Origin of the sequence: Actinoplanes sp. NBRC 103695 (genome assembly GCF_030269485.1) — a bacterium.
Classification (GTDB): domain Bacteria; phylum Actinomycetota; class Actinomycetes; order Mycobacteriales; family Micromonosporaceae; genus Actinoplanes.
This window is the reverse complement of the sequence record NZ_BSTL01000052.1, coordinates 1-14,924: the sequence shown is the minus strand read 5'-3', so window position 1 is coordinate 14,924 and position 14,924 is coordinate 1. Positions and strand designations below refer to the sequence as shown.

The 14,924-nt window shown below is 74.2% G+C and carries 10 protein-coding genes; 2 read left to right on the top strand and 8 right to left on the bottom strand.

All coding sequences use genetic code 11. The features are described 5' to 3' along the window. Positions 1-28 precede the first annotated feature (28 nt). From QSK31_RS45850 to QSK31_RS45825, 6 genes are all read right to left on the bottom strand, one after another. Positions 29-1,687, bottom strand: coding sequence for a S8 family serine peptidase (locus tag QSK31_RS45850; RefSeq protein WP_285691436.1), 1,659 nt, complete (start codon positions 1,685-1,687; stop codon positions 29-31). Beyond that, positions 1,684-3,450, bottom strand: a complete 1,767-nt coding sequence (locus tag QSK31_RS45845) for an RICIN domain-containing protein (protein ID WP_285691435.1) — start codon at positions 3,448-3,450, stop codon at positions 1,684-1,686. The genes QSK31_RS45850 and QSK31_RS45845 overlap by 4 nt, the downstream gene beginning before the upstream one ends. A gap of 84 nt (positions 3,451-3,534) precedes the next feature. Then, positions 3,535-4,092 carry a sigma-70 family RNA polymerase sigma factor gene (locus QSK31_RS45840; RefSeq protein ID WP_285691434.1) on the bottom strand — a complete coding sequence of 186 codons (558 nt, stop codon included), beginning with the start codon at positions 4,090-4,092 and terminating at the stop codon, positions 3,535-3,537. Between the two features lie 76 nt (positions 4,093-4,168). After that, positions 4,169-5,056, bottom strand: a complete 888-nt coding sequence (locus tag QSK31_RS45835) for a zf-HC2 domain-containing protein (RefSeq protein WP_285691433.1) — start codon at positions 5,054-5,056, stop codon at positions 4,169-4,171. A 7-nt stretch (positions 5,057-5,063) separates the two neighbouring features. Further along, the gene (locus QSK31_RS45830) at positions 5,064-5,345 is read right to left on the bottom strand and encodes a hypothetical protein (RefSeq protein ID WP_285691432.1); all 282 of its coding nucleotides are present in this window, start codon (positions 5,343-5,345) and stop codon (positions 5,064-5,066) included. Positions 5,346-5,350: 5 nt separating this feature from the next. Next, on the bottom strand, positions 5,351-5,641 hold the full coding sequence (locus tag QSK31_RS45825; protein WP_285691431.1) for a hypothetical protein: 291 nt from the start codon (positions 5,639-5,641) through the stop codon (positions 5,351-5,353). A 92-nt stretch (positions 5,642-5,733) separates the two neighbouring features. Here QSK31_RS45825 and QSK31_RS45820 point away from each other — a divergent pair, with 92 nt between their 5' ends. Both QSK31_RS45820 and QSK31_RS45815 read left to right on the top strand, forming a co-directional pair. Beyond that, on the top strand, positions 5,734-7,038 hold the full coding sequence (locus QSK31_RS45820; RefSeq protein WP_285691430.1) for a hypothetical protein: 1,305 nt from the start codon (positions 5,734-5,736) through the stop codon (positions 7,036-7,038). A 59-nt stretch (positions 7,039-7,097) separates the two neighbouring features. Then, positions 7,098-9,485 (top strand): hypothetical protein, encoded by a 2,388-nt coding sequence (locus QSK31_RS45815; RefSeq protein WP_285691429.1) that lies wholly within the window; start codon positions 7,098-7,100, stop codon positions 9,483-9,485. Here the strand turns inward: QSK31_RS45815 and QSK31_RS45810 are convergent. Beyond that, positions 9,470-12,184 (bottom strand): AAA family ATPase, encoded by a 2,715-nt coding sequence (locus QSK31_RS45810; protein ID WP_285691428.1) that lies wholly within the window; start codon positions 12,182-12,184, stop codon positions 9,470-9,472. The two genes, QSK31_RS45815 and QSK31_RS45810, sit on opposite strands and share 16 nt — an antisense overlap. Beyond that, positions 12,181-14,745, bottom strand: a complete 2,565-nt coding sequence (locus QSK31_RS45805) for a helix-turn-helix transcriptional regulator (RefSeq protein ID WP_285691427.1) — start codon at positions 14,743-14,745, stop codon at positions 12,181-12,183. The genes QSK31_RS45810 and QSK31_RS45805 overlap by 4 nt, the downstream gene beginning before the upstream one ends. Between the last annotated feature and the right edge of the window lie 179 nt (positions 14,746-14,924).

The following is a 14,924-nucleotide window of genomic DNA, read 5'->3' as shown; positions in this document are numbered from 1 at the left end:
GACCTCGATCCTGGTAGGTCGGCCTCGCTCAGCGAGACCCGGTGGCCACGGCCGGCTCCGCGGCGCCCGGCCAATCTCGATCCAGCGCGTCATCGCCCTCGGCCGCGGCCCGGCTCATCGTGCGCCGGAACCGGAAGACGAGCAGAGTGCTGAGCAGCAGCCCAGCCAGCACCGTGACCAGGAACGCGACCCGGACCCCGTCGCCGCCGCTGACCTGCCGGTCCGCGGCGGCGTCCGACGGCGGTGGCGCCGCCTCCCCCGGCAGTTCCCGGGTCACCGCGGCGACCGGGGTGATCATGCCGTGGCCGTACTGGCTGCCGGTCATCTTCTCCGCGGTGGCCGCCAAGCGGTTGGCGACCTGATCGGCCGTGAGCGCCGGGTGCGTCGAGCGGATCAGCGCCGCCGTGCCCGCCGCCAGCGCGACCGCGTACTGGGTGCCACTGCCGACGAACGTCGGGGCGCCGTTCACCCCGATGCTGGTCACGTTGACGCCGGGCGCCACCACGTCGACGGTCTGAGGGGCGTAGTCGGCCGCGGTCTTGCCGTCGGCGGCAACGCCACCGACGAGGATCACACCGTCCGGCAGCGCGGCCCCCGCGGGCCGGTCCGAGGTCGGGGCCCCGGCCACCACGACGATGTTGTGTTCCAGAGCGGTCCGCACGGAACGCGCCACCGCGTCCCGCGTGACGTCGACATAGGACCCGATGGCGATCACCGTGGCGCCGGCCGAGACCGCGACCTCGATCGCTGCCGCCTGGCTCGCCTCGTCGACGGTCTTCCCGTCGGTCACCACACGGACCGGCATGACGACCGCCTCCGGCGCCACACCGGCGAAGGTCAGTTCCCCCTGGGGCGCTGCGGCCATCAGGCCCGCCATCGCCGTGCCGGTGCCCAGGCAGTCGGTGTCGCCACGCCCGTCGCCGGTGACGATGTTAGCGCCGATCGCCACCCGGCCGCTGAGCTGCGGCGCCCGGCCGTCCACTCCGGAGTCGACCACAGCGATGAGCTGACCGGTGCCGCGGCCGTACTGCCACGCCCGGTCCGCGGTGAGCCGGCTCATGCCCCAGTGCGAGGGCTTGCTGGCCGCCGTCGCCGCGACACACTTGCTCGACGCGGACGGCCGCAACGGTGGCGTCTTCGGCAACGCGGCCGGGTTCGGTCGCGCGGCCCCGGCCACCAGCGGTGCGCCGGGGCCATCGGGCCGCACACCCTGCCCCGTTGCGCCGGGGCCGGGTCCGCTCGCTCCGGCTGGCGTACCCGGCCCGCCGGAACTGCCGGAACCACTCGGGCTTCCGGAACCACTCGAACTGTCGGTGCCGGAGTTCGGCGCTGGCGCGGTCTTCGGCAGGACGCCGTACTGCACGCCCGGACCGACCGCGTCCCAGGGCAGCATCAGGTACCAGCCCGCGCGGAGCCGGTCCGGGTCGCTGAGGCTGCCGCCGACCGGCTGCCGCCGACCGGTGTTGAGGTTGAAGATTTCCGTCGAACGCCCGGAACTGCTGAGGAATTCGTCCGCGATCTGGCTGAGGGTCTCCGACGACGAGCCGACCGTGTAGTACTGCACGAGCTCTTCCTCGGTGGCGTGCGACGGCGAGGCGCACACTCCTGCCCCGAGCAGGGCCGCGACGAACACCGCCGCGACCCGGCTCGACGACCGGCGGATCCGCGCAGCCCGGGCCGCACTCACTTGCGGAGCTTCCAGTGCTGGTCGACCGCCCGCGACTGCAGATCCCACTGGCCGATCGGCGTGCCGTTGTCCCCGCAGCAGTCGTCGCCGTTGAGATCCAGCGCCTTGCCGCTGTTGCGGTTGACGATGAAGTACGTGCCGTTACCGCCGTCCCGCAGCTGCCACTGCTGGTTGTGATCGGCGGCCGCCGGGGTCAGCATCACCACCTTGACGCCGTTGACGGTGGACCGGTCGCGGACGCCGAGCGCCTTGTTGCTGAAGGCGTTGGTGATCACCACCCAGCCGGCGTCGGGGGCGTCGGAGATGTGCCAGTACTGGTCCTTGGCCTTCTGGTTGTTCCAGATCCCGATGATGGTGTTGCCGGCCTTGGTCACATCGTCGCCGGGGACGTCGGCCACCCGGCCGGTCAGCGCGTTCGAGATCTGCCACCGGTCCGCGGCGTTCCACTTCTTCGACACCGGGGCCGCGGGCTTGGTCGCCGGCTTCTCCGGAGCCTTGGTCCCGGTCGTCTCCGTAGCCTTGCTCGGATCCGCGGCGGGCTGCGGATCCGAGCTGGAGGGGCCGGACTGAGGCGCCGGAGGCGTGGAAGCGGACGTGGAGGGCGTGGATGCTCCTGGCTTCGGCTTCTCCGGCGCCGGCTTCTCCGGAGCCAGCCGGGTGTCGGCCGAGTATCCCTCGACGTAGCCGGCCGCCAGGTCGGTGAGCTGCGTCACGGACGCCTTACGGGGCACGCCGCCCTCGGCCCGGACCGCGGTCACGCCCCACTGGTAGGCGGCCAGCGCCAGGTTGTAGGGGTCGCTCTTCGCGTCGGCGGTCTTCATGCCGGAAAGCTGGTTCCAGAGGTCGCACATCGCGCTTCCCATGGCTGGGATGGCCGCCTGCGGATCCCACACCGACGCCCCGGCCGAGGGGCGGTACCGCTCCCACATCGACGCGGTGAACTGGGCGATGCCCTGTCCCCCGTTCGGGCCGCGGTAGTTGGGGTTGAACGCGGAGAGGGCCATGAGCTGAGCGGCGACCCGCGGGGCGGGCAGCACGTCGTCGCAGACACGTCCGGCGCGGAGGACGAGGGGGACGTACTCGTCCGGGATCTTGACCGGGCCCGGGGTGGCGCTGAGTACCTGTTCCCGGGTCTTCTGCTCGGCACCGGTGAAGTCCGGCTCGTCGGCGTACCAGTTGGCGTACCCGGCCACGGTGTCGACGTGCTTGCGGGCGCGCTCCGGCACGCCCTTGGCCTTCACCACCGCTTCCAGGCCCACGCTGTCGGCGGCGATGGCGGCCTCCCAGAGGTCGCCGGCCACACCGGACTCCCGGGCCTGGCCCACGAATTTGCAGGTACGGTGCGCCAGCGCGAGCACGTTCGCCAGCACGTCGGTACGCTGCGCCCGCTGCCACGGCGCCCACTTCTTCCAGTCGGCCGCGTCCAGATTGGCCAGGCCCTCGCCCTCGCCGGTCTTCGCGTTCGGCTCGAAACGCGACGCCGCCATCATCTGGGCCGCGAGCCGCGGGCCGGTCACGGCCGGGCAGGACGTGGCGCCGACCACGATCGCCGCGAGGACGTCGTCCGGGACCGCCTCACCCTCGATCTTCGTCTCGGCGAGCGCGGGGCCGGCCTGAACGGCGGCGGCCACCACACAGGCGACGGCGGCCGCGAAGGCCACGCCCGCCTCCACCCGCTGCCGGGTGCTACGCAGGGAGCGCCAGGCCCTCAGTCCCGTCGCGCGGAGCGCGCGAAGCCGGTCAATTACGAATGTCAGTGCCACGGTTGGTTCCCTCTCCACCCAATGTGCCCTGAGAACGGATCCCACGGGGACCCGGTTCACGGAAAGTTCGAGCTTTCTCGCCGGCTACTCGGCGAAGCCGCGATTCACCAGGTCCTCACGCAGAGCGCGTAACGCGTAGAACGTTCGCGATTTGACGGTGCCCTCCGGAATGGACAGACGCTGCGCCGCCTCGGACACCGAGTGCGCATGGAAGTAGATCTCGATCAGTGCGCTGCGCAGCCGCTCCGGCAGCCGGGCCACCGCCTCCCGCACCTCCCGGCTGTCGATGAGCCGATCGATGTGGTCGACGCCGTCCGGCGGCTCATCGATGCGCTCGTCGAGCACGTCGGTGGCGCGCACCCGGTCGGCCCGGATGTGGTCGATCGCGATCCGCCGGGCCACCGTGATGAGCCAGCCGCGACTCCACTGCCCGTCGGCGGTACGGACCTCCGGATGGTTCCAGGCGCGTACCAGCGTCTCCTGCAGGATGTCCTCGGCGAGGGCGCGGTTGCCCATGGTCAGGCGTAGAAGGTAGTTGATCAGGATCGGCGCGTGCGCGGCGTAGGCGAGTCTGAGGGCCTCGTCCTGAGCGGGTAGCAGTGACGACTCCCCCTGCCTCGCGTCGTCGATAGCCGGATTCACTCTCCAGTAACGCGACTTTTCGGGACGGTGTTCACGCGAATCGGCCGGACTCCTGGAGGGACATTGCGGACGCAACTCACCGAGGGCCGAGCCGCACCTCGCCCGGCGGCGTCGATTCCCTGCTCACCGTGGCGACAACGATCAGGCCACCGTCCACCTCGCGCACACCGAAGTACCAGAGGTCGTCGACCCGGACCGGGATGTCACCGGCGTACGTCCCGCCGCCGGACGACCCGGTCAACCGGCCGAGCAGCAGATCCTCACCGGCGTCGGTGACGGCATAGAGCTGATATACCCCGGGAGCCAGACCGGTCGCGGCGAGCCGCACGCTGACCTGGCCTCCCTGCTCGTACAGGGTGGCCGACACGTCCACCCCGCTGCTGTCGTCCCTGGTCGCCGCCACTGCGATCACCGGGCCCAGGCCGCCTGCCTGCGACCACGACCGGGAGACGAACAGCCCGCCGAGCGCGATCACGACCACCGACGTCAGGCCGACGACCACACCGGTACGCGGACGGCGACCGCCGGGCCGGCGGTGCGTGTGCGGGCCGCGCGCAAGCCGCCCGGTCGCCGGCCGCGGCGTGAGATGACCCTCGCCGAGCCGGATTGGCGGCAGGCCCGGCTCCATGCTGACGCGGCGGACGACGTGCGACGACCCGGCCGGCCGCACCGGCTCGGTCACGGGGCGAGGCGCGCCCGGGGCACCGAAAAGCTGATCCGGCACGGGCCGCGCGGTGGCCGCCGCCGGACCACCGAATTCCGCCGCCAGCGCCCGGAAGTCCGTGACGGAGAGCATGCCGAGGATACTGATGACGCTGTCGACCTCGGCCCGCTCGGCCCGGCAGGACGCACACGACCGCAGATGCCCGGTGACCGCGCTGCGTTCGTCCGGGGACAGGCGGCCGAGCGCGAGGAAGCCGATCAGCGAACGCGTCGCCTCGTCGTCGCACGGGAGCCTGCTCATCGGCGGATCACGCCCCCGGCGACGCCGGCTCGGCGCCGGACCACCCCGCGCTGGGCAGCGCCGGCCAGGGGGTGTCCAACGCGCGGCTGATCTGGCCGAGCACGCCGTCGGCACCGAGCAGACCGTCCACCGCGATCGTCCATTCGTCCGCCGGGTCCAGGTCCGGGCCCACACCGGTCCACAGCTCCCGTGTCGGCGCCAGCGCGTGCCGCAACCCGGCAAGCTCCCCTGCCACCTCGGCGGCCGTTGCGATGATCGCCCGCCCGTGCTCGGCCAAGTCGGCGTCCATCGAGGTCACCCGGGACTTCCGGCGGCCAGCTCCAGGCCGCAACGCCGCGGCGAGCCGGCCGCAACGCGCAGGTCGCCCGCGATGTCGCACAGAGCGTCGTCCAGCATCCGGGCGTAGATGTCGAAACCGGCCAGGAGGTCCGCCAGCCGGGCATCCGGCATGCCCAGGCGGACGGCATCCAGGCTCGCCAGCCGCGCACGCAGCCCGCGAAGGCGATCGCCGACGTCGGCCGCGGAATCGCGGCAGGCGACGGCGGCATCTCTCACATCCTGCGCATAAGGTTTAGTTCTGCTCATCATCCCTCCATCGTGGGGAGAACAACCTGAGAACGGAGCGCGGATGGTCGCGGTTCACGAATTCACGGACGAACCCTGAAGGACGAGGCGGCATGGGACGACTTTCGGTGCCCGTGATGGTGCTCCTGCTGATGCTGCCGGTGGCCGCCGGCACGGCGAGTGCTGCCGTCGCTGCGCCGCAGGCAGGTGCCTCGCGGGCGCTGCGGGCGCCCGGCGACACCGGGAAATACTACGTGGTCGGCCCGCCGGTCAACGGTCACCAGGAATATCTCTTCGCCATCGCCGCGACGACGCTCGGCAACGGGAATCGGTACAAGGAGATCTTCGAGCTCAACAAGGGACGTCCCCAGCCCGGCGGGCAGACGATGACCGACTCGACGAGGGTGCAGCCGGGCTGGATCCTCGTACTTCCCCAGGACGCGAAGGGTCCGGGCGTCCGCAGTGGTCCCCCGCCGGCGCCGGGCGGACCCGCGACCGGGCCGTCCTCAGCGCCGGCGCCGGTCGGTTCGTCCGCCGCGCCGTCCCGGTCGGCGGCGGCCGACTGGAACGCGGGCGCTTTGGCCGAGCCGCCTCCGCCGGACGCGCCGGGGGTGAGCTCACCGGGAATCGCCGTGCTCTGGTCGCCCACCGCACTGCGGGTCGCCCTGCTGGTGCTCGCGGTGTTGCTGGTCGCCTGGGCACAGATGGCGCGGATGGCACGGCGGCGGGCGGCGGCGGAGGCAACCGCGAGATCACCCGCTTACCCCGGCGCGCCGCCCGCCACCGGGCCCGCGGCGTCCGCATCCTTGCCGCCCTCGCCACCCGCACCGGCGGCTCCGGTCGCGGCCACGGCTGCCCGGCCACCTGCCTCAGCGCCGCCGGATCCGTTCGCCACGCTGGTCACCGACCTGCGGTGCGGGGAGGAGCCAGCGAAAGTCCGGCTGATCGGCGCGCGGCCCGCCGGCTGGGCCCCCGCCTACGGATGGCTCGACGGCGATCAGCGACCGCCGGCGTCCACCGTCCCGGTGATCGCCGGCGAGCGGGACGGACGCAGGCTCTGGCTCGATCTGGCGATGGCTCCGGACGTGCTCACCGTCGGCGGCGGCGCCGAGGCAGCGCGACGGCACGCGGTGGCGCTGGTGACGCAACTGGGCCAGGATACCGACGTGGTGGTGGCCGGCGACGCGCTCGGGGACGATGTGCCGTCCCGGTTCCGGCGGATCGCCTCGCTCACCGATCTCGCGACGGACGCCCCCACTTCCCTGCGGGTCGTGGTCTGCCGTGGTACAGACGGGCAGGATTTGCGGACACTTCTGGGCACGATGTCGGATGGTCCACACCGGACGGTGCCGATCGTGGTGGGCGGCGGACCGGCGGCGCGCTGGTCGATCAGCCTCGGCCCGGACCTTCCGGCCTAGCAAGCGCCCGGCCGAGGCGGCAGAACCCGAACCGGCAGGGCCGACACAGTGAGGAATGTGTGCAAACGACTCCATCGACCAGGCCCGTCGAAGGGCTGAGCGACCTGGTCCTCGTGCGTACCCCGGCCGGCGGGCTGGCCCGGCCGGAGGCGCCCGCGACGGCGCTGACCGCGCAGGAGCTGATCGCCTGCGTGCAGGAGACCATGTCGCCCGGCCACGACCTGCGGCTGCTGGTGGACGACGGCGTACGCAACGCGAGCACGCTCGGCCTGGTCGCCGACGGGCTGGGCTGTGACCTGCTGGTCACGCCGGTCGGCGCCCGGGTGGAGCGGCTGGCCGGCGCGGCCGGCGAGCCTCCGGAGGCGGTGCCGGTCGACCGGGTCAGCGGCGCGGTGGTGGACTGGGTGGTGATCCAGCCGCCCACCCTCGCGACCACGTTGCCGAGCTGGTTCGAGCTGGCCGGCGGCCTGGTGCTGCACCGATCGGGACTGGCCACGCTGCCGCTGCCGGGCGGGCTGGAGTTCGCCAACCGGGACGACTTCGTGGTGCGCCGGGCGGCGGCCGCCGGGCTCGGCGCGGGTCACCCGAGCATGGTCACAGTGGCGGCCGCTACCCGCGCCGGCGGATTCCGGCTCTCCGCCTACCACCCGGGAACGACCGGCGGCCACACCGGCCAGGACATAGCGGCGGCGCTCTCGTCGATCCCCCTGTACGGCGGTGACCTGCGGCTCTGGCTGCGCTGGCCGGACGGCGCCGCCGAGCAGCGGCTGCTGACCAGGCAGGTGGCCGCGCTGGCCGAGGCGACCGGCGCGACCGTGTGGACGCCGCGGCCGGGCGGCGAGGTGGTGCTGCTGCGCGGGTGCCGGGATCTGGCCGCCCGGGACGGTTCCGGTGAGATCACCGGCTGGATCGGACACCGGCCGCCGGCGACGACCACGACCGCCCGCTTCGCCACGGACCGCGACGGGCGCCTGATGCCGAGCGGCCCGCCGGTGATCTTCGGCGCCGGCGCCGTGACGATGGTCAGCACCGGCCGGCGTTCCGAGGAAGCGCTGCGCGAGCAGTACGCCGGGGCGCGCGCCGAACCGGGCACCGTGCTGGTGGATCTGACCATCCTGGAGGACGGCCGGCTGGCGCTGCGCCACGCCGACGGCGCCGATCTCGCGGCCGGCCCGGCCGAGCTGCACGCCCACCTGGAGGACGCCGGTTGGCAGGGCGAGGATCTGCTGCTGCTCACGCCCGTGGTCGCGGACCGGGCCGCGGGCCTGCACGAACATCTGTTGGCGCTGGAGTCCGACCTGGGCGTGGAGATCTGGTCGCTGGAGCCGGGCGCGGAGGTGTCGGTCGTCGACGGCCTGCCCCAATCCGTCGGCGAGCGGCAACAACCCGCCCGCTGGGTGCGCGCCGGGAACCTGGGCGACGACTCCGGGACCGGCCGGTGGCGCAACGACGACGGCTGGCTGATCCCGCGGCGGCGGCGCATCGTGGCCCGGGCACGGGTGCCGGCCCCGGTGGTGCCTACGGAGCCGCCGCCACCGGAGCGGGTGCTGCCGGCGCCGAGCCCGCGCCCTGCCCTGACTGTGCCGTCCCGGAGCAGCCGCCCGCACGGCGTCCGGTGGTTGCCCGGCGATCTGGAGGTCAACGCAGAGCCGGTCGATCTGTGGATCGGCTCCGAGTGGCCGGCCGAGCGGGTGGCGACGGACGGCGTTCCGGGCACGAACCTGTTCCTGATCGGACAACTCGACGGCGAGAAGATGGCGCGGGCCCATCCGCGCCGGCATCTGCTCTGCCTCCGGGTGGGGGCGGGCGGCGCGGTGGCGATGAGCCGGCTGGCGGACGTACCGACGGAGTTGCGGCATCAGGCCATCGAGGGCGGGGCGTTTCTGCTGCCGGCCGGCTGGCTCGACCGGACACGGCTGCAAGCCGCCTATCCCGTCGACCCCGATGGGCAGCCGGGCGAGCGGACCGAACTGTCACCAAACCCGGTGACGCTGCGCTTCACGGGAGCGCGCCACGGCATGGACGGTCTGTCGAACGACGTAGTGCCGTGGCCGAGGAGCGAGCGTGGCGTCGGCGCCTGGGCGGTGCTGACCGAGTCGCCGTCCCGGCTGGACGACGACTACCTGCGGCTGCATGTACGCCGTCCCGAGGTGACGCCGGGCGGCCGGCTGGTGCACCTGCACGTCGCCGCGAACCGGGCGATCGACGTGCCGGCGACCGCGAGCCGGCTGGTCGAGCTCGCCTCGGTGCGGTCACGGCTACCCGAACTGGTGGCCGGCGGCGTCACCCTGCTGCTGCCGAGGCGGGCGTGGGAGCGTACCCGGGTGGATCAGGTCCTGCGCCCGGACGGTGACCGGTGGCGGCACGTCGCGAAGGGGATCGACCTGCCGCTGCCCAGCCTGATGGCACCGGAGCAGGCCGGAGCCGGATCTCAGCCGGGCCCGTAGTCGCCGACCAGCACCGCGGCGGCCAGCTCGACCCGGGACCGGTATCCGGTGCGGTTGAAGAGGCGGGTCAGTCTGCCCTCCACGCTCTTCTCGCTGCTCTGCGTGGCGGCGGCCAGCTCACGGTTGGACAGGCCGTCAGCGACCAGCACGGCCAGCAGGTGCTCGCCCTCGGCCAGCGTCCGCACGCGCCCCGGCACGCCGCGGCCGTGCTCGCGCATGACCTGGCGTACGCGGGACCGGTGCAGCACCGCGCCCAGATCGCCGAGCAGGTCGTACGCCTCCCCCAGCAGTTCCGGCGTCCGGCCGGTCCACCGCACCACCCGCTCCAGGGTGCGGGCCAGCTCGTACGGCCGGCCGAGGGCCCGCGCCATCGCCACCACCTCTACCGCCGCGGTGTGGTCGCGCGCCACGATCATCCGGGCCGTGGCCGCCCGCACCGCGCCCGCCTCGGTGCCCAGAGCGGACGCGGCTGTCGTCGCCGAAGCGGCGGCGCTCCAGGCCGACCCGACGTCCCCGCGCTCCATCGCGAGTTCCGTGACGATCAACCACAGCTCATCCCGGCCCATGGCCATACCACGCACCGAGGCCTTGGCCAACGCGTTTGTGGCCACGCGCAGAGCGGCGTCCGCGCGGCCCAGCACCCACTCGATCTCGGCCGCCGCCACCGCCGTCAGGTGCCCCAGCGCCGTAAAAGTATCGTGAGTCGCCTCCAGCACCGCCCGGGCGCGAGCCGGCCTGCCGCGGCTGAGCAACACCTCCGCGGCGGCACGGTGCACGGCCGAGGGCAGCGGATGGCGACCCGCGACCAGACCGGCGGCCATCCCGAACTCGGCGGCGTCCAGCGCCGCGTCCCACCGCCCGGCGTGCCAGTCGAGCAGGCACCGCTCGGGTGCCGGGAGGTCCCGCGCCGGCAGCCCGGCCTCGGCGATCCCGCGTTCCGCGGCGGCGAGGTCGCCGGCCATGAGATGGATGCCGGACGAGCCCACCACGGAGGCCGCTCGGCGCCGCGCTCCCCGGTCTGTCGCGGCGGCCCGGGCCCGTTCCCGCTCGGCGTACCGGTACGCACCACCCTGGCCGGTCCGTGCCAACGCGGACGTCCGGCCTGTGACGGCAGCCACTTGCTCGAAGACCGTCGCGGCGGCGCTGTCCGGTTCGGGCGGATCGAGGGGGGCACGAGCCAGCAGACGGGCCGCCGCAGCCCAGCGGTCCTCCAGGGTCAGCGCGGCGGCCCGGGTGACGGTTGTCGGCGCCGGCCCGTCCGCCGACCAGGGTTGCCCCTCGGCCGTACGCCGGATGGCGTCCACGTCGCGCTCACCGCACGCACCGGCGAGCGCCAGCAGCTCGGCGTCCTGCCGCACGGCGGCGGACAGAGAGGCGGCGTGCTCACCGAGCAGCCGGTGGGTGTCAATACGCGCGGCGGCGTACCGTCCCGCACACAGCTCGGCGGCGGCATGACTGAGCAGCGCCTCCACCCGGTCCGCCGGGTCGCCGCTCAGGGTGGCCGCCGCGGCCCACCAGCGCGCCGCGGCGGCGGGCCGCACGACAGCGGCGGCCTCGGCGCGCTCCCGGAGCAGCGCGAGCGCCGGCCCGGCGTCGACCAGCGTGCCGGCGGCGGCCACCTGGTCGGGCAGGAAGTGGGGATCGGAGCAGTGCACGCGACCGGACCACAGTGCCTCGACAGCGACCTGCGCGAGCCGGGCCCGCTCGTAGGGACCCAGTCCCGCGCGGAGCGCCAAGGCCATCGCCGGAACCGGGATTCGCCAGCCATGCCGGCCCTCGCGGGCCACGCCCTCCCGGCGCAGCGTGCCGAGATGCTCGTACACCAGGTCGGCCGGCAGGCCCAGGACAGCACCGATCAGCGGCGGCGCGGCGGCGCGCAGCGGCTCCAGCACGGCCAGCGCACGGGCGACCGCGCGGGCGGGGGGCGCCAGGCGGCGTACGGGCGACAGCAGGTCATGGCCGGCGGGGATCTGCGGATCGGCGGCGGTGTCGGTCAGGTAGGCGCGCCGATCCACCACCGCGAGCGTCCCCGACCGGCGGAATCCCTCCACGGCCGCAAGCACGGCGGCGGGCCGGCCCCGGCCGAATCGCCGCACCGCGACGCCCAGCGAATCGTGTGGAACGGCCCGCACCGCGTCGCGCACCAGCGCGTCCACCGCCGCGGGCGCGAGCGGGCGCACCGGCGCCACCCGGACCAGCCCGGCCGCGCGGAGCCGGTCGAATCCGGCAGCCACCGCGGGCGCAGGCTCGGCGCCGGTACGCAGCGCGGCGACGAACCGCAGCGACGAACCGGCCAGGTCGTGCATCGCCTCCAGCAGCCCGGCCGCGGACCGGGGATCGGCCCACTGCGCGTCGTCGACCAGCACCACCAGGCCGGGCCGGTCGCGGAGGGTACGGGCGAAGGCCGCGGCCCAGTGCTCGGCCGTCATGCTGTGCCCCCGCCCTGCGGCGAGGCGAGCCGGCACCGGCGCGAGCCCGGTGAGCACCCGGGCGACGAGGTATCCGGGATCGTCGCGGTCCTCGGGGGCCAGCCGCACCTCCAGCACGGGCCGGCCGGCGCCGGCCGCCGCTCGGCGCAGGGCGCGCAGCACGTGCGTACGCCCGATGCCGGCCGGACCCGTGATCAACGTGAGTGGCGGACCCGCCTCGTCCAGCGGCGATGCCTCTCCCGGGAGGCCCGCGTCCACTGCGCCGGTCACCGGGCCGAGCTGGCGAAGTCGGTGGCCAGGCTGGCCGCGGCCAGCTCCACCCGGGACCGGCATCCGGTGCGGGCGAACAGCCGCGTCAGGTAGTTCTCGATGGTCTTCTCGCTCATCCGGATCTGCGTGGCGATCTGCCGGTTGGTGTACGCCCGTCGGATCAGCTCGACGATCTGCATCTCGACCTCGCTGAGGGCGTCCTGTGCCGAGCGCGGTCGCCGACGCTGGACGTCGCGCTCCCGCATGGCCCCGGTGACCGCGGAACGCAGCCACGGTGACGCGATCTCCCCCGCCACTGCCTGCGCGTCGAGCAGCCACGGTCGCGGGTCCGGCATGACCCGGCCGATCGCAAGCGCGGCCAGGCCCAGGGCGGGCCGGTGTCCCCGCGCGCGGATCAGTCCGGCCGCGGTCTCGGCGGCGGTCTCGTCCCGGGCGGTCAGCGCCCGGACCAGCGTGGTTGTTTCCGTGCTGAGTCGGCCGGGGCCGTCCGCCTCGGCGATCGCGGCCAGTGCCTCGACCTCCCGGGTGAGCGCGAAACGCGCGGCGAGCGCGGCGGCCCGCACCAGGAGCTGCTCGACACCGATCCGACTGCCGTGCGCACGCTGGCTCTCGTACGCCATCCGCGCCGCTTCCAGCCGCTCCGCCGCCTCCCCGGCCGTGGCGGCCTCGCCTCCCGCGCTGTCGGCGGCCCACCAGCGCAGCGCCGCATAGGGCGGCTGGTCCGGGACCGATCGCAGCCAGGACATCCCCTCGTCGGCCCGGCCCAGCAAAGCCAGGGCCTCGACCGCCCAAAGCCGGGCCAGGCGGCGCACGACCGCGGCCTGCCCGCCCACCAGTTCCACCTCGCGGGCGGCGGAGACCACACCGGGCAGGTCACCGCGGGCGTAGCAGTCGTGCAGTCGGTGGTAGGCGGCGAGCGGCCCGTCGGCCGGGATCCCGTACTGCTGTTCGCCGAGCACCAGCCGGAAAACCGCGGCCAGGTCTCCGGTCGCACCGGCGGTCAACAACTCGTCCTTGGGCCCGTCGGCGGGGCCGGGTCCGTCGCCGAGGGCACGGGCCGCGACCGCGAAGATCGAGTCGCCGGTCGGCGGTGCCCCGCCCGCACCGGTGAACCAACGCTCCACGAAGTCGTCCTCCGGTGTCCCAGGGATCCGGGTTCCGGTGTGCAACGCGGCGAGCGCGCCGACCGTCGCCAGACCGGCGGACCGCCCCGCCGCCGTGCGAACCACCTCGGCAAGGCGGGTGAACTGCCCGGTCCGGACCAGCAGCCGCAGCAACCGGGACAGGATGTCGTCGGCAGCCCGTCCCCCGCCCGCGTGCCAGAGGGCGGCCCGCAGCCAGCCGGCGGCACGATCGGGTTCGCGGTCGGTCACCGTGGCCGCGGTGGCGGCGAGGCTCACCGCGGTACGCCGGTCGCTGGGCATGGCCGGGCCGGCGAACGCGACGTGGTCGGCCAGCGTGGCCCGGTCAGGGACGACGCCCGCCCGGCGGAACATCGCAGCCGCGTACGCGCGATGCAGGCGGGCCACCGCCTGCGGGCCGGCGTCGGCGATCAGCCGGGCGGCGAGCGCGGGACTCCGCGGGCGGATGCCACCGCCCGGCTCGGCCACCAGCACACCGTCGGCCACCAAGGCGTCGACAGCCCGGCCATGCTCGTCGAGACGGCCGAGCGTGGCGTCGGCGAACAGCGGCAGGTCGTCGACGCCGAAGCGGGCGACCGCGGCCATGGTCGCGATCCGCACGGCGACCGGGCCACGTCCGCGCACAGCGATGACCAGCCGGTGGCCGGTCGGCAGCGCGATCGGGACCTGCGGGTCAAGCAGGCACAGGTGGTCACGGACGACAACGAGGCGGCCGGCGCTGGTCAGAGCATCGGCGGTCTCCTGAACGGTGGCGGGATCACCGGCCAGCGGTCCGAGGGCGGCGGCGAGCGCGGGCAGGACGGCCTCGTCGAGCGGCACGCCGTGACGCCGGAGCAGCAGTTCACGGACCGCGTCGGCGTCCAGCGGCGGCAGGCCGACGACCACGTCGGCAAGCGCGCCGAGACGGCCGTCGGCGGTGCGGGCGGCGGCCACCACGAGGACCCGGTCGCGCACGCTGGAGGCCAGCGCCGTGGCCAGCCCCGCGGCCTCGTCTACATCGTCGGCGAGCAGCGCGGTGGGTACCCGCCGGCCGATCAGCCCGAACGCGGCCGAGGTCTGCTGGGCCAGTGCGGCGAGAAGACCGTCCGCGTCGGATCCGGGCTCGGCGCACAGTGCGCCGAGCGCGCTCAGCGGCCGGGCCAGCAGCGGGTCGGTGAACCGCTCGTACTGCGCTCGAACGGCCTCCAGCACCGCCGCGAACCCAGCCACCGCGCTCGGACTGGACGGCCGCGACACGCGCAGTACGGCCACACCGGACGACTCCCAAGTGTGCGCGGCCTCCTCCAGCAGGGCGCTCCGACCGCTGCCGCAATCGCCGGCGACCAGCACGAACCGTCCACCGGCGACCGCGTCCCACCGCGCGACGCCGAGGGCGTCGAGTTGCTCCTGCCGGCCCGCGATTGTCCGCCGTCTCTGCATGCATTGCTAACGGAAGCCAGCCCGAATCCGTTCACGCGATCGTCTGATTCCCTCTCCGTCAGACTGCACCGTCAGCACCTCGAGACTGCGAACTGGACGGCCTGGGCCTGCGCCCTCTGCAGATCGGTCCGCGGCCGGGACTGCTGCTTGCCGAGCTTCTCCAGGAGGCGATGTTTCTT

Bases quoted from the DNA above. Each gene is read 5' to 3' on its own strand.
- QSK31_RS45830 (WP_285691432.1), bottom strand. From the start codon at position 5,345: ATGGACGCCGACTTGGCCGAGCACGGGCGGGCGATCATCGCAACGGCC.
- QSK31_RS45805 (WP_285691427.1), bottom strand. From the start codon at position 14,745: ATGCAGAGACGGCGGACAATCGCGGGCCGGCAGGAGCAACTCGACGCC.
- QSK31_RS45825 (WP_285691431.1), bottom strand. From the start codon at position 5,641: ATGAGCAGAACTAAACCTTATGCGCAGGATGTGAGAGATGCCGCCGTC.
- QSK31_RS45835 (WP_285691433.1), bottom strand. From the start codon at position 5,056: ATGAGCAGGCTCCCGTGCGACGACGAGGCGACGCGTTCGCTGATCGGC.
- QSK31_RS45820 (WP_285691430.1), top strand. From the start codon at position 5,734: ATGGGACGACTTTCGGTGCCCGTGATGGTGCTCCTGCTGATGCTGCCG.